Raw genomic sequence first — 19,808 nt, 5'->3', positions numbered from 1 at the left:
GGCGCACCCGGTGATGCCCGCTGGCCCGCAGCCGGGTCACCCGGGCGGATATCATGCCGTGCGGCCCGCCGCATACGGCATGGCGCGTCGGAATTGGGGGTGTTGCGCGGCCACGCGGGTAGCGGCGGCGGGCGCAGGTGCATCCGCCAGGATGAGCGCCCGCGCGGGCCGCCGCTGGACTGCCCGCTGGCGCTCGGTGACCATAGCCCCGTATGTCCGCCCTCACGCCCTCCACGAGCCTGCTGCACCTGCTGCCCGAGGCGGTGGTGCAGACCGATGCGCTGTGGGCGATCACCTACCTCAATCCGGCCTGGCACACGCTCACCGGGCACCCGCTGGAAGCGGCGCTGGGCCGCTCGTTGCTGGAGTTCGTGCACCCCGACGACACCGGCACCCTGCGCTCGGGCATGCCGGTGTTCCGGTTGCGGTTCGCCGACGGGGATTACCGCTGGGTGCGCCTGCAGCTGCAGCCGGAGACCGACGAGGCCGAGCGGGTGCTCAGCCGCCAGGGCGTGCTGATCGAGATCACCGAGATCACCGAGCAGGTGCTGGTGGAAGTCCGCCAGCGCTTCCTGCGGTTGCTGGAAACCATCGATGGCGTGGTCTGGGAGGCCGAGCGCGGGGTGGGCAATACCTTCCTGAGCCCGCAGGTGGAGCGGCTGTTCGGCTACACGGTGGAGGAATGGCGCGCCGATCCGGGCTTCTGGCGCTCGCGCGTGCATCCCGACGACCTGGCCGAGGCGCTGGTCATCGACGAGGCCGCGTACAACGCCACGCACAGCTATGCCTACGAGATGAGCTACCGGCTGATCGCCAAGTGCGGCAAGGTGGTGTGGGTGCGCGACCTGTGCCGGGCGGTGGTCGAGCCGGGGCGGCCGAACCGCATGATCGGGCTGATGATCGACGTGACCCGCCAGAAGCATACCGAGCTGGAGCTGCTGCGCTCGGACAACCGTTATGCGCTGGCCACCCTTGGCTCCAATGACGGCATCTGGGACTGGGACCTGCGCAGCGATGTCATGCACGTGTCCGAGCGCTTCCGCCGGATCGTCGGGATGGACGACGGCGAGCCGGTGCATCACGGCGGCTGGCACTTCCTGCAGCAGCTCATCGACCCCGACGACCGTGCGCGCGTGCAGCTGGCCTACCGCCGCCACCTGTCCGGGAACAGCCCGAATTTCTCGGTGGATTTCCGCGCCTTCCATGGTTCCGGGCGGCTGGTGTGGGTGAACTGGCGCGGCGTGGCCCAGTTCGACGACGGCGTTGCCGTGCGCATGGCCGGCTCGCTCAGCGACCTGGCCGAACGCGGCAGCTCCTACGACGCGCTCACCAACCTGCCGGGCCGGCCGTTGTTCCGGGCCCGCCTGGCGCATGCCATCGCCGTGCACCGCGGCGAATCCGCGGCCGGGGCCGACGGGCCGGCGCGGGGTGGCACCACCATGTTCGCGGTGCTGCTGCTGGACCTCAACCGGTTCAAGGCGGTCAATGACAGCCTGGGCCACCATGCCGGCGACCAGTTGCTGCAGCAGGTGGCGCGGCGTCTGGAATCGTGCGTGCGCAACGCCGACCTGGTCGCGCGCATGAGTGGCGACGAGTTCAACCTGCTGCTCGAATCGATCGATCCCGGCGAAGCGGCCGAGCGTGCGCGGCAGATCGTCGCGGCGCTGGAGGTGCCGTACCTGATCGGCCCGCATACGGTGAGCAGCAGCGCCAGCATCGGCCTGGTCAGCAGCCAGTCCGGGCTGAAGACGATCGATGACTACCTGCGCGCCGCCGACGCGGCCATGTACCGCGCCAAGAGCCGCTCGCTGGGCGTGTGCATCGCTTCATGACCGGCGTGTCGTGCAGCGGCACCGGTCGGCGTTGCCGGGCGGCCGCGCCTTGCGTGGCGCTTTCTCCGGTGCCGGGACACTGGGCGCCCGGCGGCAGGCGTGGTGCCTTTCCTGGCAGGGCATGACAGTTCGTATGGCACCCATGCCGCGTGGTTATGGATGCGCCGCGACAAGTGCTGCATGAAGCGCGCCGGGCGCCTTGCGCCAGGCGTGTTTCCGCTGCGCGCACGCGGCTGTGCATGAAGCCGGCGGCGCACTGTCGGGCAGGCGGGCCCGTTGCTACCCTCGGCCGCACTTTCTGCAGACAGGCGGTGGCATGGACAGGCGGCGATTCCTTGGTGGCACGGCATTGGCGGGGGCCCTGTTGCCGCTGATGGGCACGGGCAGCGTGCTGGCGGCGCAACGCGGCAGGCGGTTGCTGCCGCTGCCGCTGGAGAAGGGCGATACGGTGGCGCTGGTCAGCCCGTCGGCGGCCAGCAGCGACCCGCTCAGCCTGCAGCTGGCGCGCGAGGCGATGGAGGCGCTGGGCTTCAAGGTCAAGACCGGCGCCCATTACGATGCGCGGCATGGGCACCTGGCCGGTACCGATGCCGAGCGCGCCGGCGACCTGAACGCCATGTTCGCCGACCGCCAGGTCAAGGCCATTGTCTGCGTGCGCGGCGGCTCCGGTGCGGCGCGGCTGCTGCCGCTGCTGGACTATGCCGCCATCCGCGCCAATCCCAAGGTGCTGCTCGGCTACTCGGACATCACCGCGCTGCATTGCGCGATCCAGGCCAGGACCGGGCTGGTGACCTTCCACGGGCCGATCGGCTCGGGCAGCTGGAACCGGTTCAACGTGGACCAGTTCGAGCGCCTGTTCTTCAAGCGCGAACTGATGCAGTACCGCAACAGCGTCGATACCGACGACGAACTGGTGCCGCGCAGGAACCGCACCCGCACCATCACCGGCGGCACCGCGCGCGGCGAGCTGGTGGGCGGCAACCTGACCGTACTGACCGCGCTGGCCGGTTCGCCGTACCTGCCCGATTTCAACGGCAAGATCCTGTTTCTGGAAGACGTGGACGAAGCGCCGTACCGCATCGACCGCATGCTCAGCACGCTCAAGCTGATGGGCGCGCTGGACCGGATCGCCGGCTTCATCTTCGGCGAATGCACCGGCTGCACGCCCGGCGACGGCTATGGCTCGCTGACCCTGGACCAGCTGTTCGCCGACTACATCGCGCCGCTGAAGATCCCGGCCTTCCGCGGGGCGATGATCGGCCACATCCGCGAACAGTTCATCGTGCCGGTCGGTGGCCGCGTGGAGATGGATGCCGACGCCGGTACCTTCCGCCTGCTGGAACCGGTGTTCGCCGGGGGCTGAGCGGTGCCGGCGGCTGCCTGCGCGCGGCCGGCATGGCGATGCCGTCGCGGCCGCCGCCTATACTGGCGCGGCCGCCGGCTGGCGGTACCGGCATGCCACAGGGAGAAACGTCATGTCCATGCTCTGGCTGATGCGAACGCTGTCGTTGTCGTGGGCGCTGCTGCTTGCCGCCCCCGTGTCCGCGCAGGCCGCGGCGGAGGAAGGCGAACTGCTGTTCCGCGGGGTCCGGGTGCTGGACACCGTGCGCGGCACGCTGGGCGCGCCCACCGACGTGCTGGTGCGCGGCCGGCATATCGCCGCGATCGGCGCGGCGGCGACACCGGCGGCCACGGCCACGGTGATCGAAGGCCGCGGCCGCACGCTGATGCCGGGGTTGATCGACGCGCACTGGCACAGCACGTTCACCGCGCTCTCGCAGGCGGACATGCTGGCCCTGGCGGACACGCCGGACCAGCTGGCCGCGCGGGTGGCGGCCGAATCCGAGCGCACCCTGCTGCGCGGCTTCACCAGCGTGCGCGACGTCGGCGGGCCGATCTTCGAACTGAAGGCGGCGATCGACGCCGGCCATGCGCGCGGCCCGCGCATCTGGCCATCCGGCGCCACCATCAGCCAGACCGCCGGGCATGGCGACATGCGCCTGCCGCATGAGCGCTCGCGGCGCTTCTTCGGCAAGCCGGCGCTGGCCGAGGAAATGGGCGCCACCTTCATCGCCGACGGCCGCGACGAGGTGCTCACCGCGGTGCGCGAGAACCTGCGCCGGGGCGCCAGCCAGATCAAGCTGATGGCCGGCGGCGGCACGTCCTCGGCCTACGACCCGGTGGACGTCACCCAGTACACGCTCGACGAGATGCGCGCCGCGGTGGAGGCCGCCGAGGACTGGGGCACCTACGTCACCGTGCATGCCTATACCGTGCGCGCGGTGCGCCGCGCCATCGAAGCCGGGGTGAAGAGCATCGAACACGGGCAGATGCTGGACGAGGACACGCTGCGGCTGATGGCGCGCCGTGGCGTGTGGCTGTCCAGCCAGACCCTGCGCGCGAGCACCGAGAACATGGATCCGCTGCGCCGCGAGAAGCGCAAGCCGGTGATCGACGGGCAGGCGCGCATGTGGGCCATGGCCAAGCGCGCCGGGGTGCGCATGGCGTGGGGCACCGACTTCCTGTTCGAGCCGGTGCTCAATGTCGAGCAGAACGCCTTCATCCTCGGCCTGCGGGAGTGGTTCACCCCGGCGGAGATCCTGCGCATGGTCACCCACGACAACGCCGAACTGCTGGCGCTGTCCGGCCTGCGCAGCCCCTATCCGGGGCGCCTGGGGGTGGTCGAGGAAGGCGCGCTGGCGGACCTGCTGCTGGTCGAGGGCAATCCGCTGGCGGACCTGCAGGTGATCGCCGATCCGGCGCGCCGCTTCGCGGTGATCGTCAAGGACGGGCGCATCGTCAAGGGCGGCGACTGACCACGCCGGGCCGGGCGGGCATCGCGCCCGCCCGCCGGGGCGCCGCCGCGGCGCCGGCAGACTGCCGCTGCTCGACCGCCGGCAGGGGAGGACCCGATGAGACTACAGTTCAGGCCCGGGATCGTGCTGTCCTGCATGGCGCTGGCGATGCTGGCCGGTTGCGCGCACCGGCGGCCGACGGTGGCCATGGAACCGACGCCGGTGGCGCACATCGTGCCGCTGCCGGGCACCCTCCAGGCCGGTCCCGGCGTGCTGCGGATTTCCTCGGCGGTGGTCGTGGAGGACGCGGGCGCCGCGCCCATGGCCCGGCGTGCGCTGGACGAGCTGCTGGCGACGCTGCACATCGCCAGCGCGGACGCGGGCACGCCGCTGCGGCTGCAGCGGGTCGACGACCCGGCACTGGGCGAGGAGGGCTACCGGCTGCTGGTGGACGATGCGATCCATCTGAGCGCGCGCACCGATGCCGGGCTGCTGCATGCGGTGCAGACCCTGCGGCAGCTGCTGCCGGCGCGCGCCGGCACGGATTACCGGCTGCCGCGGCTGGCGATCACCGACGTGCCCGCCTACCGCTGGCGCGGGCTGTCGCTGGACGTGGCGCGCAGTTTCCTGCCGGTTGATTACCTGGAAAGGCACATCGACCGCATGGCCCTGTTCAAATTGAACCGGCTGCACCTGCACCTGACCGACGACCAGGGCTGGCGGATCGAGATCAAGCGCTATCCCCGGCTGGTGGAAATCGGCGGCGCCAGCGCGGTGCAGGGCGGGCGCGCCGGTTACTACACCCAGGCGCAGCTGAGGCACCTGGTGGCGTACGCGCAGGCGCGCGGCGTCACCCTGGTGCCGGAGATCGACATGCCCGGGCACGTGCAGGCGGCGCTGGCCTCATACAACGCGCTGGTCTGCGACGACGTGGCCAACCGCGGCACCTACGCCGGCGTGGAAGTGGGCTTCAGCGTGTTGTGCCTGGACAAGCCCGAGGTGGTGTACCCCTTCGTGCGCGACGTGCTGGAGGAGGTGGCGGCGATCTTCCCGTCCAATGAAATCCACATCGGCGGCGATGAGATCAGGCACCCGCTGTACGCCGATTTCGTCGCCCGCACCGCGGCGATGGTGGACGCGATGGGGCGTACTCCGGTGGTCTGGGAGGAAGGATCGGTGGCCGCGATGAAGCCCACCGCGCTGGTGCAGCTGTGGAACGACGGCTATGCCATCGAGGCTGCGGTCGCCCGCGGCCACCGCTTGATCCTGTCGCCGTGCTCCTACCTGTACATCGACCACGGCAACCGTGCCGGCCAGCCCGGCGCCGACTGGTGCCGCGCCGAGGGCGTGCCGCTGGCCCGGGTCTATGCCTTCGACCCGACCCCTTACCGGACCGCGGTGGGCGTGGAAGCGGCGCTGTGGAGCGAGTTCGTGCATACCGACGCCGCCGCCGATGCGCGTCTGTGGCCACGTCTGGCGGCCGTGGCCGAGGTGGCATGGAGCCCGGCCACGCGGCGCGGCTATCCGGGGTTCGTGCGGCGCATGGCAGGGCTGCGCGCACACTTGGACGCGCTGGGCGTCCACTACTACCCCGAGCCGGACCTGGGCTGGGGCGACGCCGCCGACACGCGCTGAGGCGTGCGCCGCGGCGGCGTCGCCCGCTCGCCGCGGCCGCACGGGATGCGCGTCCGGCTCGGTTAGCATTGCGCATCCCACCAAGGAACACCGCCCCATGCACCGCCTGCTGGTGGTCGACGACGACAGCGACATCCGCGGACTGCTGGCCGAGCAGCTCGGCCGCGCCGGCTACACGGTGAGCACCGCCGCCGATGGCGCCGGCATGCGCCACGCGCTGGCGCGCGAAGCCATCGACCTGGTCGTGCTCGACCTCAACCTGCCGCGCGAGGACGGGCTGGCGTTGTGCCGCGAGCTGCGCGCGCGCGCCAGCACCCCGGTGATCATGCTCACCGCCCGCGCCGAGCCGATCGACCGCGTGCTCGGGCTGGAAATGGGCGCCGACGACTACCTGGCCAAGCCGTTCGAGCCGCGCGAACTGCTGGCGCGGATCCGCAACGTGCTGCGCCGGACCGAGGCGCTGCCGGCCAACCTGGAGCCGTTGGCGATGCGCCGGGCGACGTTCGCCGACTGGCTGTTCGACCTGGAGCGGCGCCACCTGGTGGATCCGGCCGGGCGCGTGGTGATGCTGTCCGGCGCAGAGTTCCGCCTGCTGCGGGTATTCGTCGGCCATGCCAACAAGGTGCTCTCGCGCGAGCAGCTGGCCGCGCTGGGCGGCGGTCGCAGCCATGAGGCCCAGGACCGCGCCATCGACCTGCAGGTCAGCCGCCTGCGGCAGAAGCTCGGCAGCGCCGGCAGCCTGATCAGGACCGTACGCAGCGAAGGCTATGTGTTCGCCGGCGTGGTGACGCTGGCATGATGCGCCGGCTGCGGCAGTTCCTGGCCTCGATGACGGGGCGGCTGTTCGTCATCCTGCTGCTCGGCATGTTGTCCGCGGCGATCGGCGCCACCCTGCTGGCCGAGGCGCACCGCCGCCAGGAGTTCGAGCAGCAGAACCTGATGCGCATGGCCGATCGCCTGCAGGGCTTCGTGGCCCTGCTTGAGAGCAACCCCGAGCTGCGCGCGCGGCTGCTGGAAACCGGCGGCGCGAGCGTGCATCCGGCCCGCGGCGAGGTCCATGCCGGCAAGCAGGACCTGGCGCTGATGGCGGTCCTGGACGACCGCGAGGGGCCGGTGGCCGATGCGCGGGTGTATGTCACCGGCTTCCGCGCCTGCCTGCCACCGCTGCCGGAGCTGCTGCCGCAGCGCACGCGCATCCCGCACCACCTGCGCAAGCGCTATCCGGCGGTGGTGCCGCCGCGCTGCCGGCTGGTGGAGCTGACCCTGGGCGATGGCACCCCGCTGCGGCTCACATTGCAGTACCCGGCGACGGCGCGCATCCGCATCTTCGCCTTCGATCCGCTGTTCCTGTCGCTGCTGTCGCTGGCCATCGCCGTGCTCGCCTACGTGGTGGCGCGCATCGCCAGTTCGCCGCTGCAGCGGCTCGCCGACGCCGCCACCGAGCTGGGCCAGGACCTGCAGCGCGATCCATTGCCGGTGACCGGGCCGCAGGAGGTGCGGCGCGCGGCCGAAGCCTTCAACGCCATGCAGCAGCGCCTGCAGCGGCATATCGGCGAGCGCACGCAGATGCTCGCGGCCATCACCCACGACCTGCAGACGCCGCTCACCCGGCTGCGGCTGCGGCTGGAGAACGTGGCCGACGAACCGCTGCGCGAACGGCTGATCGCCGACCTGGCGGCGATGCAGGCGCTGGTGCGCGAGGGGCTGGAACTGGCCCGCAGCGCCGAAAGCGCCGAGCAGCGCGTGGTGCTGGACCTGGATTCGCTGTTGCAGAGCGTGGCCGGGGACGCGGCCGAGGCCGGGCACCCGGTCGAGTTCGAGCAGGGCTGTGGCGCCGTGCTGCGGGTGCGCCCGCTGGCCATGCACCGGCTGTTCTCCAACCTGGTGGACAACGCCGTCAAGTACGGGCACTCGGCGTCCATCCGCGCGCAGGCGCGCGACGGCCAGGTCCAGGTGTGCATCCGCGACCACGGCCCGGGCCTGGCGGCGGACGAACTGGAGGCGGTGTTCACCCCGTTCCTGCGCCTGGAGACCTCGCGTTCGCGCGAGACCGGCGGTGTCGGCCTGGGCCTGACCATCGCCCGCACGCTGGCCGAGAAGAACGGCGCCACCCTGGTGCTGCGCAACCATCCCGACGGTGGCCTGGAAGCGGTGGTCACCTGGCCGGCGTCCGCCGCGGCGCCCGCCCGCCGCGGCTGAGCCACAACGCGCCGGCCGGTTCCGGGGGGCGGGGGCTGCATGGGGCCGGCAATCCCCCTACCATGTGCGCACTCTCTCCCTGTCCGTGCACATGACGTTGCCGCAGCCGTCCGCACCGCTCGACCGCCCGGCCCCGTCGTTTGAGCGACGCCGCCAATCGCGTCCCGGCCGCATGCGCGGCGGTCGCTGGGTCCGGCGCCTCATGCGGCTTTGGCTGTGCCTGCTGCTGGTGGCCGGGGGCGCGGCCGCGGCCGAACACACGCCGCCGCTGCGCGATTACGCGGTGGACATGTGGACCTCGCGCAACGGCCTGCCGCACAACTCGCTGCGCGGCATCGCGCAGACCCCGGAAGGACACCTGTGGTTCGCCACCTGGGAAGGGGTGGCGCGCTACAACGGGCTCGATTTCGACCTCTATGACCGCAGCACCCGGCCCGGGCTGCTCGACAACGGCATCGGTGCGCTGTACGTGGACCGCGATGGCGCGCTGTGGGTGACCGATTCACGCGGCAACGTCCTGCGGCGCACGCTCGACGGGCGCTGGCGGCAGTGGCCGCAGCACCCGCCGGCGCCGAAGGTTCTGATCCAGGCGATGCAGAAGGACAGCAAGGGCCGGCTGTGGCTGCTCTACGAGGGCCGCGGGCTGGGCTACCTGGCCCCCGACGGACGCCTGGTCTACGAGCCGCCGGCGCCGGGCGCGCCGGTGAACATGACGCTGTCCAACTGGCTGGCCGTGGATGACCAGGACCGGGTCTGGGTCGGCACCATGGATGGCCTGAAGCTGCGCGGCGACGATGGCGTGCTGGGCAACGCGCCGGCCGCGCTGGACCTGCCGCCGGGCCCGGCCTGGCCCTATCGCGCGCCGGACGGCGCGTTGTGGATCGTCACCGATGGCGCGCTGTACCGGATGCACCCGGGCGGCGCGCGCCGGGTGCACGTGCTGCCCGGGGTTTCGCACACCACCGCGATGCTGCAGGACCGCCACGGCGACCTGTGGCTGGGCACCGAGAACCAGGGGCTGTTCCGCATCGGCAGCCATGGCGTGGAGCGCCTGCCGGACAGCCGGCAGATGCAGAACGGGCGCATCACCAGCCTGATGGAGGATGCCGAAGGCAGCATCTGGGTGGGCGGCAACGGTGGCCTGTACCGGCTGCGCGAAACCCTGTTCAGCAGCTACACCACCCGCGATGGGCTGAGCGGGGACTACGTGCGCGCGGTGATCGAGGACGACCAGCGACGCCTGTGGATCGGTGGTGCCGCCGGCCTGGACCGGATGGAGCGCGACGGCCGCATCGTGCCGGTGCCGCTGCGCAACAGCGTCGGCAAGGCGCCGTCGGTGTTGAGCGTGATCCAGAGCCGCGATGGCGCGACGTGGGTCGGCACTTTCGGCGACGGCATCTACCGCATCGACCGCGAGGGCCGCAGCCGCCATTACGGCACCGCCGACGGCCTGGCGGCAGGCAACGTGCGGGTGATGGCCGCCGACCGCGATGGCGACGGCATCTGGGCCGGCACCCAGCGCGGCGTGGTGCGGCTGGGCGCCGACGGCGTGCAGGTGCCCACGGTGGCCGGGTTGCCGGGCGGGCTGGTGACCGCGCTGCGCCACACCGAGGACGGCCTGTGGATAGGCACCATCGAAGGCATCCGCGTGCTGCGCGGGAATACCGTGCAGCGGCTGGACGTGGACGGGCTCGGCGGTGGCCGCAGCATCTTCGGCTTCACCCCGGTCGGCGACGCGATGTGGGCCACCTCCGACCGCGGCCTGTACCGCTACCGCGACGGCCGCCTGGCGCGGGTGGGGCTGGAACAGGGCATGCCGGTGGACACCGTGTTCGAAATGGTGCCCGATCGCCTGGGCAATGTCTGGATCAGCAGCAACCGCGGCATCCTGCGCACCACGATGGCGGCGCTGGACGCGGTGGCCGATGGCCGCAGCCCGCGGATCGAGGTCGAGCGCTACAACGAGATCGACGGCATGTACAACGCCCAGGCCAACGGCAGCACCGGGCCGTCCGCGGTACTGCGCGCCGACGGCACCTACTGGGTCGCCACCGCCGGCGGCCTGAGCATGGTCGACCCGTTGCGGCTGCAGCGGTTCCGCGAACGGTTGCCGCCGCCGGTGGTGGTGGAAAGCGTGCAGCTGGACGGGGTGCCGCTGCATTGGCAGGCGCACGGCGTCACCGCCGTGCCCGGCGGGCGCCGGCTGACGGTGGGTTACGTCGGCCTGAGCTACCTGATGTCCGACCGGATCCGTTACCGCACCCGGCTGGAAGGGCTGGACCACGACTGGATCGAGCGCGGCAACCAGCGCAGCGTCGAGTTCGTGGGGCTGCCGCCGGGCGACTACACCCTGCATGTCTCGGCGATGCACCCGGGCGGCCGCTGGAGCGAAAGCGAGGCGGCCTGGAAGTTCACCGTCGAGCCGTTGCCGTGGCAGCGCCGCAGCGTGCAGGCCGCGGCCGGCATCGCGCTGCTGCTGGCGCTGGTGGCGCTGTACCGGTACCTGATCCATCGCTACAAGACCAGCAACATGCGCCTGGCGCGCCAGGTTGCCGAGCGCACCGCCGACCTGCAGTTGCAGGCCGAGCGCCTGCTGGCGGCCAACCAGGAGAAGACCGCGCTGGCCGAGCGCCTGCGCCAGCAGGCCGTGGCGTTCGAGCGCCAGGCCCACGAGGATCCGTTGACCGGCCTGCCCAACCGCCGTGCCTTCGACGAGGCGCTGGCGCGCGATTTCGCCCGCTCCCAGCGCAGCGGCCACCCGCTGAGCCTGCTGGTGCTGGACATCGACCATTTCAAGACCGTCAACGACAGCTGGTCGCACAGTGTCGGCGACCAGGTGCTTTGCGAGGTGGCGCGGCTGCTGGCCGCCAGTTGCCGGGATTCCGACCTGCCGGCGCGGCTGGGCGGCGAGGAATTCGCGCTGCTGCTCAACGACACCCCGCTGGAGGAGGCGCAAGCGGTGTGCACGCGCCTGCAGGGGCTGTTCCATGCGCAGCGCAACTGGGCCGGGATCGAGGGCCTGCGGGTGACGTTCAGTGCCGGGCTGGTGCAGCTGGCGGCCGGCGACCGCACCCCGCTGCTGTTGTTCCAGCGCGCCGACAAGGCCCTGTACCAGGCCAAGAGCGACGGCCGCGACCGGATCTGCCTGGGGTGACGACCCCGGCAACGGGGGGACGGGAACCGGGAACGCGTGCGGGCAGCAGCGCCGCGCCGGTTTCCGCCGTTACCCGTTGCGGGCTCCCTGTTCCTGGCTGCGGAAGCCGTTGACGATCTGGCAGAACAGGCGCGCGGTCTGCTCGGTGTCGTACACCGCGCTGTGCGCCTGGCTGGCATCCCACTCGAAGCCGGCGGCCTGCAGCGCCCGCGCCAGCACGGTCTGGCCGTAGGCCACGCCGGCCAGGGTCACCGTGTCGAACACGCTGAACGGGTGGAACGGATTGCGCTTGTGGCCGCTGCGGGCAACCGCGGCATTGAGGAAGTTCAGGTCGAAGTGGGCGTTGTGCCCGACCAGGATCGCGCGCTGGCAGCCATGCTTCTTCAGCGCCGCGCGCACCGGCGCGAACACGTGTTCCAGTGCCTCGCGCTCGGGCTTGGCCAGGCGGAACGGGTGGTCCAGCACGATGCCGGTGACCTCCAGCGACTTAGGGTCGATCTCGGTGCCTTCGGCCGGCACTACGTGCGCGCAGCTGGTCTGGCCGGGCCGCAGCAGGCCGTTCTCGTCCATGTCCAGCGGAATGGCGGCGATTTCCAGCAGCGCGTGCCGGTTCCAGTCGAAGCCGCCGGTCTCCACGTCCACCACCACCGGCAGGAAGCCGCGGAAGCGTTGCGCCATCGGCGTGAAAACAGGAGCGGTGGCCGGGCGGTCAGCGGTTTGGTTCATCGCGATAGGGTAGCAGAGGCCCGTGCCGGCCCCGCGGCTCAGGCACCGGCGGCCCGCCCGCGGCCGTGCTTGGCCGCGTACATGTCGGCATCGGCGTGGCGCAGCAGGGTTTCCGCGTCGCGGCCGTCGGCCGGGCAGCAGGCCACGCCGATGCTGACGCCGATGCGCGCGAACGACGGCTGCGCCTGGCGTTGGTCCAGCGCCGCCTGCAGCATGCCGGCCACCGCGCGGGCGTCGTCCGCGTGGCCGCAGTCCGGCAGCAGCGCCACGAACTCGTCGCCGCCGACGCGGGCGATGAAGTCGCCGTGGCGCAGCGCCTGGCGCAGGCCAGCGGCGGTCTCGCGCAGCACCTGGTCGCCCAGCGCGTGGCCATGGCGGTCGTTGATCGCCTTGAAGCCGTCCAGGTCCAGGTACAGCACGGCCAGCGGCCGGGTGCCGTCGGCCAGCAGCCGGTCCAGTTCCTCGCGCAGCCGGTGGCGGTTGGGCAGCCGGGTGAGCGGGTCGTGCGCGGCCATGAACTCCAGCCGCCGCTCCAGGTCGCGCAGTTCGGTGACCGGGTGGCCCACGGCGATGCGTACGCCGTAGTCGGGCAGCCACCTGGCCGACCACTGCATGTCCACCAGCCCGCCGTCGCGGCGGACGTAGCGGTTGCGGAAGTGCGGTAGCGGCCGGCCCTCCATCACCCGCTGCACCGCCTGCGCGGTGGTGGCGTGGTCATCGGGGTGGATGAGTTCGGTCATGCGCCGCCCCAGCACCTCCTCGGGGTGATAGCCGATCAGCCGCTCGAAGGCCGCGTTGACCGCCAGGTAATGGCCTTGCGGGTCGACCACGCACACCACGTCGGGCAACAGGTCGAGGATCTCGCCCGGGGGCGGCAGCGTCGGGGGCATGCGGGGACGGCGGGGCAGGGGCGGGAAGGGGATTATCGCGCCGCCATGGGGGGCCGGTGGAAGACCGGCGGGCGTCGGCCACCGCCCGCGGCGTTTGCTACCCTGTGCCGCTTTTGGATGGCGGCCCCGGCCCGAACCGCGCGAGATAGTCCCCCATGAAATGGTTCCGCATCGTCCCGATCCTGCTGCTGATCGCGCTCAACACCCTGCTGCACTGCCTGCCGCTGTTCGCGGTGGCGCTGTTCAAGGCGTTGCTGCCGCTGGCCGCGGTGCGCCGCGCCTGCAACCCGCTGCTGACCGGGCTGGCCGAGAGCTGGATCGGGGTGAACAGCGCGATGATGCAGGCGTTCACCCGCACCCGCTTCACGGTCGACGTCCCGGCCACGCTGGCGCGCGACGGCCACTACCTGGTGCTGGCCAACCACCAGAGCTGGGTGGACATCCTGGTGCTGCAGAAGGTGTTCAACCGGCGCATCCCGCTGCTGCGTTTCTTCCTCAAGCGCTCGCTGTTCTGGGTGCCGGTGCTGGGGCTGGCGTGGTGGGCGCTGGATTTCCCGTTCATGGGCCGCTACAGCCGCAAGCAGATCGCCCGCAACCCGGAGCTGGGGCGGCGCGACATGGAGGCGACGCGGCGCGCCTGCGCGCGCTTCCGCGACATCCCGGTGGCGGTGATGAACTTCGTCGAAGGCACCCGCTTCACCCGTGCCAAGCACGACGGCCAGGGCTCGCCGTTCCGGCACCTGCTCAAGCCCAAGTCCGGTGGCGTGGCCTTCGTGCTCGATGCGATGGGGCAGGGCCTGCATGCGCTGCTGGACGTGACCATCGTCTATCCCGGTGGCATCCCGTCGATGCTGGACCTGATGGCCAACCGCGTCCCGGAAGTGAAGGTGCTGGTGCGACAGCGGCCGATCCCGGCCGATCTGGTCGCCGGCGATTACCAGGGCGACCGCGCTTTCCGCGCACGCTTCCAGCAGTGGATGAACGGGCTGTGGCAGCAGAAGGACGCGGACATCGCCGGGCTGCTTGCCGACCCCGCCCGCCCGGGGTGACCGGCGCCGGCGTGGCCTCGCCGCCGCGCCGGGCGGTGTAGAGTGCGCGCCTGTCCGTCACCACCAGGAGCCGCCATGACCACCGCTTTTTATCCCATCGGAACCCCCGGCCAGGCCTGGGGCGCGGCGGAAAGGGCGCAATGGCTGGCGCGGCAGCGCGTGCAGCGCAGCTATGCCGACGACGTGCTGGCCCGGATCGACGCGCTGCGCGACCGCTTCGACGTGGCCGGATACGGCGAACTGGACTATCCCTCCGGCCGCTATCCGCTGCTGGCGATCCGCAGCCGCGGCTGGGACGACGCGCTGCCGGTGGCGCTGGTGACCGGTGGCGTGCACGGCTACGAAACCAGCGGCGTGCTGGGCGCGCTGAAGTTCGTCGAGCGGCACGGCGCCAACTACGCCGGCCGCTGCAACCTGCTGGTCGCGCCCTGCGTGAGCCCGTGGGGCTATGAGCGCATCCAGCGCTGGAACGCGCTGGCGCTGGACCCCAACCGCAACTTCACCGCCGCCAGCCCGGCGCCCGAGTCGGCGGCGCTGATGGCACTGGTGCAGCCGCTGGCGGGGCGCTTCGTGATGCACATCGACCTGCACGAGACCACCGACAGCGACGAAGGCGAGTTCCGCCCGGCGCTGGCCGCGCGCGATGGCAAGCCGTTCGAGGCGGACAGCGTCCCCGACGGCTTCTACCTGTGTGCCGACGCGCTCAACCCGCAACCGGCGTTCCAGCAGGCGGTGATCGCCGCGGTGGCCGCGGTCACCCACATCGCGCCGGCGGACGCGCAGGGGCGGATCATCGGCTCGCCGGTGGTCGCGCCCGGGGTGATCGAGTACCCGTACAGGGCGCTGGGCCTGTGCGCGGGCATCACCGACGCGCGCTACACCACCACCACCGAGGTCTACCCCGACAGCCCGCGCGCCACGCCCGCGCAGTGCGACGACGCCCAGGTGGCCGCGGTGCGCGGCGGGCTGGAGTACGCGCTGGCCTGACCCGCGCCCGGGACCGGCCTGCCTGGCACCGCCGCGCGGCGGCGGACCCGGGCACGCGCGCAGCGGCGCTAGCGGCGCCTGCGGATCAGGGTGGAGGACGCCTGCAGGATGGCGCGGGTCAGCAGCGCCATCGACGCGACCTCGCCCTTCCAGTGCTGCCAGTACAGCGGGATGTCCTCCCAGGCGCGCGCCTTGACGTAGACCAGGCGCCCGCTGTCCAGGTGGCGGCGAACCAGCGGCAGCGGGTTCATGGTCCAGCCCAGGCCGCCGAGGTTGGCATGGACGAAGGCGCGGGTGGAGGGGATCCACCAGGTCGGCGCCTGCAGCGGTTGCTGCGAGCCGGTCAGGCGCTGGGCATAGCGCGCCTGCAGGTCGTCCTTGCGGTTGAACACCAGTACCGGGGCCTGCGCCAGCGCCTGCGCGGTGACGCCCCTGGCGAAGTGCCGCGCATGGAACTCGGGGGTGCAGGTGGCGGCGTAGCGCATGCTGCCCAGCGCGTGGATCTGGCAGCCCTGCACCGGCTCGGACAGGGTGGTGACCGCGCCCAGCACCGCGCCCTGGCGCAACAGCGCGGCGGTGTGGTCCTGGTCCTCGGTATGCAGGTCCAGGGTGGTGCTGCCGAGCCGGGCGAACGCCAGCGCGGCCTCGGGAAACCAGGTTTCCATGCTGTCGTGGTTCACCGCCACCGGGATGCTGGCGCGTGGCAGGTCGGCGTCTGACAGGCCGATGCGCTCGAACGCATCGCGCTCCAGCAGCGCGGTCTGCTCGGCCAGGCGCACCAGCACCTGGCCCTCGGCGGTGGCTTCGGTGGGCGTGGTGCGCCGGACCAGCAGCTTGCCGACCCGCTCCTCCAGCGCCTTGATCCGCTGCGATACCGCCGAGGCGGTGACGTTCAACGCCAGCGCGGCGCGCTCGAAGCTGCCTTCGCGGATCACCGCCGCCAGCGCCCGCAACTGGGCATGGTCGATGCGCATGATTAAGTTCTGCTAATGAGGGTTTAAGAAGTTTAGCTCCACTTCTGGATGCTGCACTGCGACAATCGCCGCCTTCGACGCATCCCCGGTGTGTCCTCCCCACCCGCAGACAGGCAGTTTCCCCCCATGTTTTCCGTCGTAACCGCCCAGGCCACCAGCGCCGCCTGGCTCAGCGGTGCCGGTACCGGCATCGGTCTTTTCGCCGTGGTCGGCGCGCAGAGCGCCTTCATCCTGCGCCAGGGCATCCTGCGCCAGCACGTGATCCCGGTGATCGCCACCTGCTTCGCCATCGACGCGGCCTTCATCTTCGCCAGCGTGGCGGGCCTGCGCACGCTCACCAGCCAGTTGCCGTGGCTGACGACCGTGCTGCTGTGGGGCGGCGTCGCCTTCCTGGTCTGGTATGCGCTGCAGTCGGCGCGGCGGGCCGTAGCCGGCGGTGGCGGCATGCAGCTGGACGACAGCGCGCAATCCTCGCGCCGGGCGGCGATGATGGCCGCGGCCGGGTTCTCGGTGATCAACCCGCATTTCTGGCTGGACATGGTGGTGATCGGTTCGATCGCCGACAACTTCGGCCACGCGCGCATGGCGTTCGCCGCCGGCGTGGTCACCGCCAGCGCGCTGTGGCTGACCGCGCAGGGTCTGGGCGCGCGCCTGCTGACGCCGCTGTTCCACAAGCCCGGCACCTGGCGCGTGCTGGACGGCACCATCGCGGTGATCCTGAGCGTGCTGGCGCTGACCCTGGCGCTGCGCGGCGTCGGTTGATGGCGCGGGCGTTGCCCAGGCGCATCCGCGCGGGCGCCAGTGCGCTACCGGGGCGCGCACTCCGCGGCCGCGCATGAGCCAGCCGCGGCCCGCGCTGTGGACCCCGGGGTTCGTGTTGGCGTGCATCGCCAACTTCCTGATGGGCATGTCGTTCTACGTGCTGATGCCGACGCTGCCGTTCCATCTCGTGGAGCAGCTGCGGATCGGCGAGGCCACCGTGGGGCTGGTGTTGTCCAGCTACGTGATCGCCGCGCTGCTGGTGCGGCCGTTCTCCGGTTTCATCGTCGATCGCTTCAACGCCAAGCACGCCTACCTGCTGGCGCTGGCGGCGTACGTGCTGTTCACCTCCGGCTACCTGCTGGCGCACACCGTGCTGGTGTTCGTGCTGGTGCGGCTGGGCATCGGCGTGACCTTCGCGGTGATGAGCACCGCGGCCAACACCCAGGCCATCGACATCATCCCCTCGGCGCGCCGCGGCGAGGGCATCGGCCTGTTCGGGCTGATGAGCAGCCTGGCGATGGCGCTGGGGCCGATGGCCGGGTTGTGGCTGATGGACCACCATCCGTTCCAGGTGATCTTCGAGGCGGCGGTGGCCGCCGGCATCGCCGGCCTGCTGGTGGCGTCGCGGGTGCATGCGCCGCGCAAGCGGCGCGACGGTGCCGCGGCGGTGTTGTCGCTGGATCGTTTCCTGCTGGTACGCGGCCTCCCGCTGGCATTGAACCTGGCCGTGATCGGCCTGGGCTACGGCATGCTGCTGGCCTTTGCCGCGCTCCACGGCAAACAGTTGGGCGCGGGCAATACCGGCATCTTCTTCACCCTGATGGCGGTGGGCATGATGGTCTCGCGCGGCTTTTCCGGGCGCCTGATCGACGGCGGCCGGGTGGTGCTGGCGACAAACGGCGGCAGCCTGGCGATCGTCGCCGGGCTCGGGCTGATGGCGTATGCGGCCGCACCGGCGACGTACTACCTGTCCGGGCTGCTGGCCGGCTTCGGCTTCGGCGTGGTCTACCCGGCCTACCAGACGATGATGGTCAATCTCGGCGGCCATGCCCGCCGCGGCACCGCGGTGGCCACCTATTTCTGCGCGCTGGACGTGGGCATCGGCGCCGGCATGGTGCTGGCCGGCCTGGTCGCCGCCCGCTTCGGGCTGGCCGCCGCGTTCGCCAGCGGCGCCGGCCTGGCGCTGCTCGCCGGCCTGGTCTATGCGCTGCGGTTGTCGGCGCGCTTCGTGCGCGCGCCGTTGCCGCAGGCCGCGCTCGCCAGCGGCGCACCGGCGGGCGCAGACGACTGACGACCGGCGGCTTGGCCGGCGCCGGCCTGTGGCAGAATCAATCCGCATGCGGCGGCCGTGGATGGCCGCGCCATTACCTCCGGGGGAAGCAATGAAGAAGTACCTGCCCGTCATCGCCGTGCTGTGCCTGCTGTCGGCCTGCAGCCAGGGGATCAAGGGCGTCTATGCCGATGCGATGGGCGTCACCCGGTACAGCTTCACGCCCGGCGGCACGGTCACCATCGAGGCGATGGGCATCTCCCAGGAAACCACCTACGTGCGCGAGGGCGATACCTTGAAGGTGGCGTTGCCGCAGAAGGGCGCGTCGCTGAATTTCACCATCAACGAAGACGGTTCGCTGGGCGGTCCGCTCGGCATCCGCCTGGAAAAAGCCGACAGGTAACGGGGCGCGGCATGCGGCCTTCAGCTCCCGCCCGCCCGGGGTACCAGCCATGCAACCGGTGATCGTCCCGGCGCTGCTGGCCGCACTGCTGGCCGGCGTGGGCGCGGCCTGGTGGTTCGGCCGGCGGCGTCCGCAGGCGGCCTGGAGCTTCGTCCCCGAGGCCGCCGATGCCGACCACGCGGCCGCCCCGGCAATGGACCCGGCGCTGCTGCCACGGATGCGCCGGCAGTTCCTGCGCGCCGCGCTCGGCATCGAAGGCGACGCGGCGGAGCCGCCCGCTGCGGCTGAGCACCGCCAGATCGCCGATACGGTGATGGCGGTGCTGGAGCGCGCGGACCTGTCGCAACGCTACATCCCGCGGCGCCCGCACCTGCTGCCGCAGCTGATCCAGAGCGTCAACGACAGCACCGCCTCGGCGCGTTCCATCGGCCGCATCATCGGCAGTGACCCGTTGCTGACGGTGAACCTGCTGCGCATCGCCAACAGTGCGCTGTACCGCTTCCAGCAACAGGAAGTGCGCAGCATCGAGCGGGCGGTGACCGTGGTCGGCAACGAAGGCATCCGCCAGATCATTTCCGCGGCGCTGGTGCAGCCGGTGATGAACCCTCCCGACGGCGATGGCGGCAGGTTCTCGCAGCGGGTGTGGGACTACACCCTGCGCATGTCGCTGGCCGCGGCCGACCATGCCCGCAGCGTGGAGCGCGAAGACGGCTTCTCCGCGCAGCTGGCCGGCCTGCTGCGCGGGCTGGCGATGGTGATGGTGGTGCGCGCCACCGCCGACGCCTATTCGCGCCGGCAGACGCTGGCGCCGTCGCCGGCCCTGCTGCTGTCGCTGCTGGAACGCTGCACCCCGCTGCTGGCGGCGCGGATCGCGCGCGCATGGCAGCTTTCCGCCGATGTTGCCGCGGCGCTGGAGGCCGGCGGGCAGGGCGCGCCATCGACGCCATTGGCGCGTTCGCTGGAGGTCGGCGAACTGGCCGCGGCGCTGTCGATGCTGTGCCGGGAAGGACTGCTGGAGGAAGCGCAGGCACTGGAGACGCTGTCCGCCTGCGTTCCCGGCCATGTCGGTGGCTGGCTGTGGAAGCGGGTCAGCCCGGACGCGCCGGGCGAGGGCTGAGCCGCGCCTCGCGGC

16 protein-coding genes are annotated in these 19,808 nt (G+C 71.6%); 13 read left to right on the top strand and 3 right to left on the bottom strand.

The window, feature by feature from the left end; translation table 11 throughout:
- Window positions 1-212 precede the first annotated feature (212 nt).
- The 7 genes from AC06E6_RS15740 to AC06E6_RS15710 all read left to right on the top strand — a co-directional run bounded on the left by AC06E6_RS15740 (window position 213) and on the right by AC06E6_RS15710 (window position 11,615).
- Window positions 213-1,832: a PAS domain-containing protein gene (locus tag AC06E6_RS15740; protein WP_478061956.1), complete on the top strand. Its 1,620-nt coding sequence runs from the start codon at window positions 213-215 to the stop codon at window positions 1,830-1,832.
- Window positions 1,833-2,181: 349 nt separating this feature from the next.
- Window positions 2,182-3,195 carry a S66 peptidase family protein gene (locus tag AC06E6_RS15735; RefSeq protein ID WP_478061954.1) on the top strand — a complete coding sequence of 338 codons (1,014 nt, stop codon included), beginning with the start codon at window positions 2,182-2,184 and terminating at the stop codon, window positions 3,193-3,195.
- A gap of 112 nt (window positions 3,196-3,307) precedes the next feature.
- Window positions 3,308-4,648 (top strand): metal-dependent hydrolase family protein, encoded by a 1,341-nt coding sequence (locus AC06E6_RS15730; RefSeq protein WP_478061952.1) that lies wholly within the window; start codon window positions 3,308-3,310, stop codon window positions 4,646-4,648.
- 96 nt (window positions 4,649-4,744) lie between these two features.
- Window positions 4,745-6,262 (top strand): beta-N-acetylhexosaminidase, encoded by a 1,518-nt coding sequence (locus tag AC06E6_RS15725; protein WP_478061951.1) that lies wholly within the window; start codon window positions 4,745-4,747, stop codon window positions 6,260-6,262.
- Window positions 6,263-6,359: 97 nt separating this feature from the next.
- The gene (locus tag AC06E6_RS15720) at window positions 6,360-7,061 is read left to right on the top strand and encodes a response regulator (protein ID WP_104938431.1); all 702 of its coding nucleotides are present in this window, start codon (window positions 6,360-6,362) and stop codon (window positions 7,059-7,061) included.
- Window positions 7,061-8,461, top strand: coding sequence for an ATP-binding protein (locus tag AC06E6_RS15715; RefSeq protein WP_478061970.1), 1,401 nt, complete (start codon window positions 7,061-7,063; stop codon window positions 8,459-8,461). The genes AC06E6_RS15720 and AC06E6_RS15715 overlap by 1 nt, the downstream gene beginning before the upstream one ends.
- Before the next feature lie 202 nt (window positions 8,462-8,663).
- Window positions 8,664-11,615, top strand: coding sequence for a diguanylate cyclase (locus AC06E6_RS15710; protein WP_478061948.1), 2,952 nt, complete (start codon window positions 8,664-8,666; stop codon window positions 11,613-11,615).
- Window positions 11,616-11,684: 69 nt separating this feature from the next.
- Here AC06E6_RS15710 and rnt read toward each other — a convergent pair whose 3' ends face one another.
- Entirely contained in the window at window positions 11,685-12,341 is a 657-nt protein-coding gene (gene rnt / locus AC06E6_RS15705; RefSeq protein ID WP_313229748.1) for a ribonuclease T, read from the bottom strand.
- Between the two features lie 38 nt (window positions 12,342-12,379).
- Entirely contained in the window at window positions 12,380-13,231 is an 852-nt protein-coding gene (locus AC06E6_RS15700) for a diguanylate cyclase domain-containing protein (RefSeq protein WP_478061947.1), read from the bottom strand.
- A 155-nt stretch (window positions 13,232-13,386) separates the two neighbouring features.
- Between AC06E6_RS15700 and AC06E6_RS15695 the strand changes: the two genes are divergently transcribed.
- Window positions 13,387-14,280: an acyltransferase gene (locus AC06E6_RS15695; RefSeq protein WP_161614680.1), complete on the top strand. Its 894-nt coding sequence runs from the start codon at window positions 13,387-13,389 to the stop codon at window positions 14,278-14,280.
- Between the two features lie 75 nt (window positions 14,281-14,355).
- Entirely contained in the window at window positions 14,356-15,267 is a 912-nt protein-coding gene (locus AC06E6_RS15690; RefSeq protein WP_478061945.1) for a M14 family metallopeptidase, read from the top strand.
- A 68-nt stretch (window positions 15,268-15,335) separates the two neighbouring features.
- Here AC06E6_RS15690 and AC06E6_RS15685 read toward each other — a convergent pair whose 3' ends face one another.
- A complete protein-coding gene (locus AC06E6_RS15685; RefSeq protein ID WP_054664448.1) occupies window positions 15,336-16,241 on the bottom strand; it encodes a LysR family transcriptional regulator ArgP in 906 nt (301 codons plus the stop codon).
- A 126-nt stretch (window positions 16,242-16,367) separates the two neighbouring features.
- On the opposite strand from AC06E6_RS15685, the gene AC06E6_RS15680 reads away from it, so the two are divergent.
- The 4 genes from AC06E6_RS15680 to AC06E6_RS15665 all read left to right on the top strand — a co-directional run bounded on the left by AC06E6_RS15680 (window position 16,368) and on the right by AC06E6_RS15665 (window position 19,793).
- Window positions 16,368-17,003: a LysE/ArgO family amino acid transporter gene (locus AC06E6_RS15680; RefSeq protein ID WP_161614678.1), complete on the top strand. Its 636-nt coding sequence runs from the start codon at window positions 16,368-16,370 to the stop codon at window positions 17,001-17,003.
- Between the two features lie 73 nt (window positions 17,004-17,076).
- A complete protein-coding gene (locus AC06E6_RS15675) occupies window positions 17,077-18,294 on the top strand; it encodes an MFS transporter (RefSeq protein WP_240211538.1) in 1,218 nt (405 codons plus the stop codon).
- Between the two features lie 91 nt (window positions 18,295-18,385).
- On the top strand, window positions 18,386-18,676 hold the full coding sequence (locus AC06E6_RS15670; RefSeq protein ID WP_054664458.1) for a hypothetical protein: 291 nt from the start codon (window positions 18,386-18,388) through the stop codon (window positions 18,674-18,676).
- 49 nt (window positions 18,677-18,725) lie between these two features.
- The gene (locus AC06E6_RS15665; protein ID WP_313247420.1) at window positions 18,726-19,793 is read left to right on the top strand and encodes an HDOD domain-containing protein; all 1,068 of its coding nucleotides are present in this window, start codon (window positions 18,726-18,728) and stop codon (window positions 19,791-19,793) included.
- The last annotated feature ends 15 nt before the right edge of the window (window positions 19,794-19,808 follow it).

This window comes from Stenotrophomonas sp. Steno-Z10-HUANG, assembly GCF_056393075.1.
The sequence above is the reverse complement of the archived record's forward strand: the minus strand, read 5'-3'. Positions and strand labels throughout refer to the sequence as shown.

What these genes read in the sequence shown, in the direction of transcription:
- AC06E6_RS15690 (WP_478061945.1), top strand. Translation starts at nt 14,356, where the DNA reads ATGACCACCGCTTTTTATCCCATCGGAACCCCCGGCCAGGCCTGGGGC.
- AC06E6_RS15665 (WP_313247420.1), top strand. Translation starts at nt 18,726, where the DNA reads ATGCAACCGGTGATCGTCCCGGCGCTGCTGGCCGCACTGCTGGCCGGC.
- AC06E6_RS15695 (WP_161614680.1), top strand. Translation starts at nt 13,387, where the DNA reads ATGAAATGGTTCCGCATCGTCCCGATCCTGCTGCTGATCGCGCTCAAC.
- AC06E6_RS15710 (WP_478061948.1), top strand. Translation starts at nt 8,664, where the DNA reads ATGCGGCTTTGGCTGTGCCTGCTGCTGGTGGCCGGGGGCGCGGCCGCG.
- AC06E6_RS15675 (WP_240211538.1), top strand. Translation starts at nt 17,077, where the DNA reads ATGAGCCAGCCGCGGCCCGCGCTGTGGACCCCGGGGTTCGTGTTGGCG.
- AC06E6_RS15730 (WP_478061952.1), top strand. Translation starts at nt 3,308, where the DNA reads ATGTCCATGCTCTGGCTGATGCGAACGCTGTCGTTGTCGTGGGCGCTG.
- AC06E6_RS15680 (WP_161614678.1), top strand. Translation starts at nt 16,368, where the DNA reads ATGTTTTCCGTCGTAACCGCCCAGGCCACCAGCGCCGCCTGGCTCAGC.
- AC06E6_RS15720 (WP_104938431.1), top strand. Translation starts at nt 6,360, where the DNA reads ATGCACCGCCTGCTGGTGGTCGACGACGACAGCGACATCCGCGGACTG.
- AC06E6_RS15685 (WP_054664448.1), bottom strand. Translation starts at nt 16,241, where the DNA reads ATGCGCATCGACCATGCCCAGTTGCGGGCGCTGGCGGCGGTGATCCGC.
- AC06E6_RS15715 (WP_478061970.1), top strand. Translation starts at nt 7,061, where the DNA reads ATGCGCCGGCTGCGGCAGTTCCTGGCCTCGATGACGGGGCGGCTGTTC.
- AC06E6_RS15725 (WP_478061951.1), top strand. Translation starts at nt 4,745, where the DNA reads ATGAGACTACAGTTCAGGCCCGGGATCGTGCTGTCCTGCATGGCGCTG.
- rnt (WP_313229748.1), bottom strand. Translation starts at nt 12,341, where the DNA reads ATGAACCAAACCGCTGACCGCCCGGCCACCGCTCCTGTTTTCACGCCG.
- AC06E6_RS15700 (WP_478061947.1), bottom strand. Translation starts at nt 13,231, where the DNA reads ATGCCCCCGACGCTGCCGCCCCCGGGCGAGATCCTCGACCTGTTGCCC.
- AC06E6_RS15670 (WP_054664458.1), top strand. Translation starts at nt 18,386, where the DNA reads ATGAAGAAGTACCTGCCCGTCATCGCCGTGCTGTGCCTGCTGTCGGCC.
- AC06E6_RS15740 (WP_478061956.1), top strand. Translation starts at nt 213, where the DNA reads ATGTCCGCCCTCACGCCCTCCACGAGCCTGCTGCACCTGCTGCCCGAG.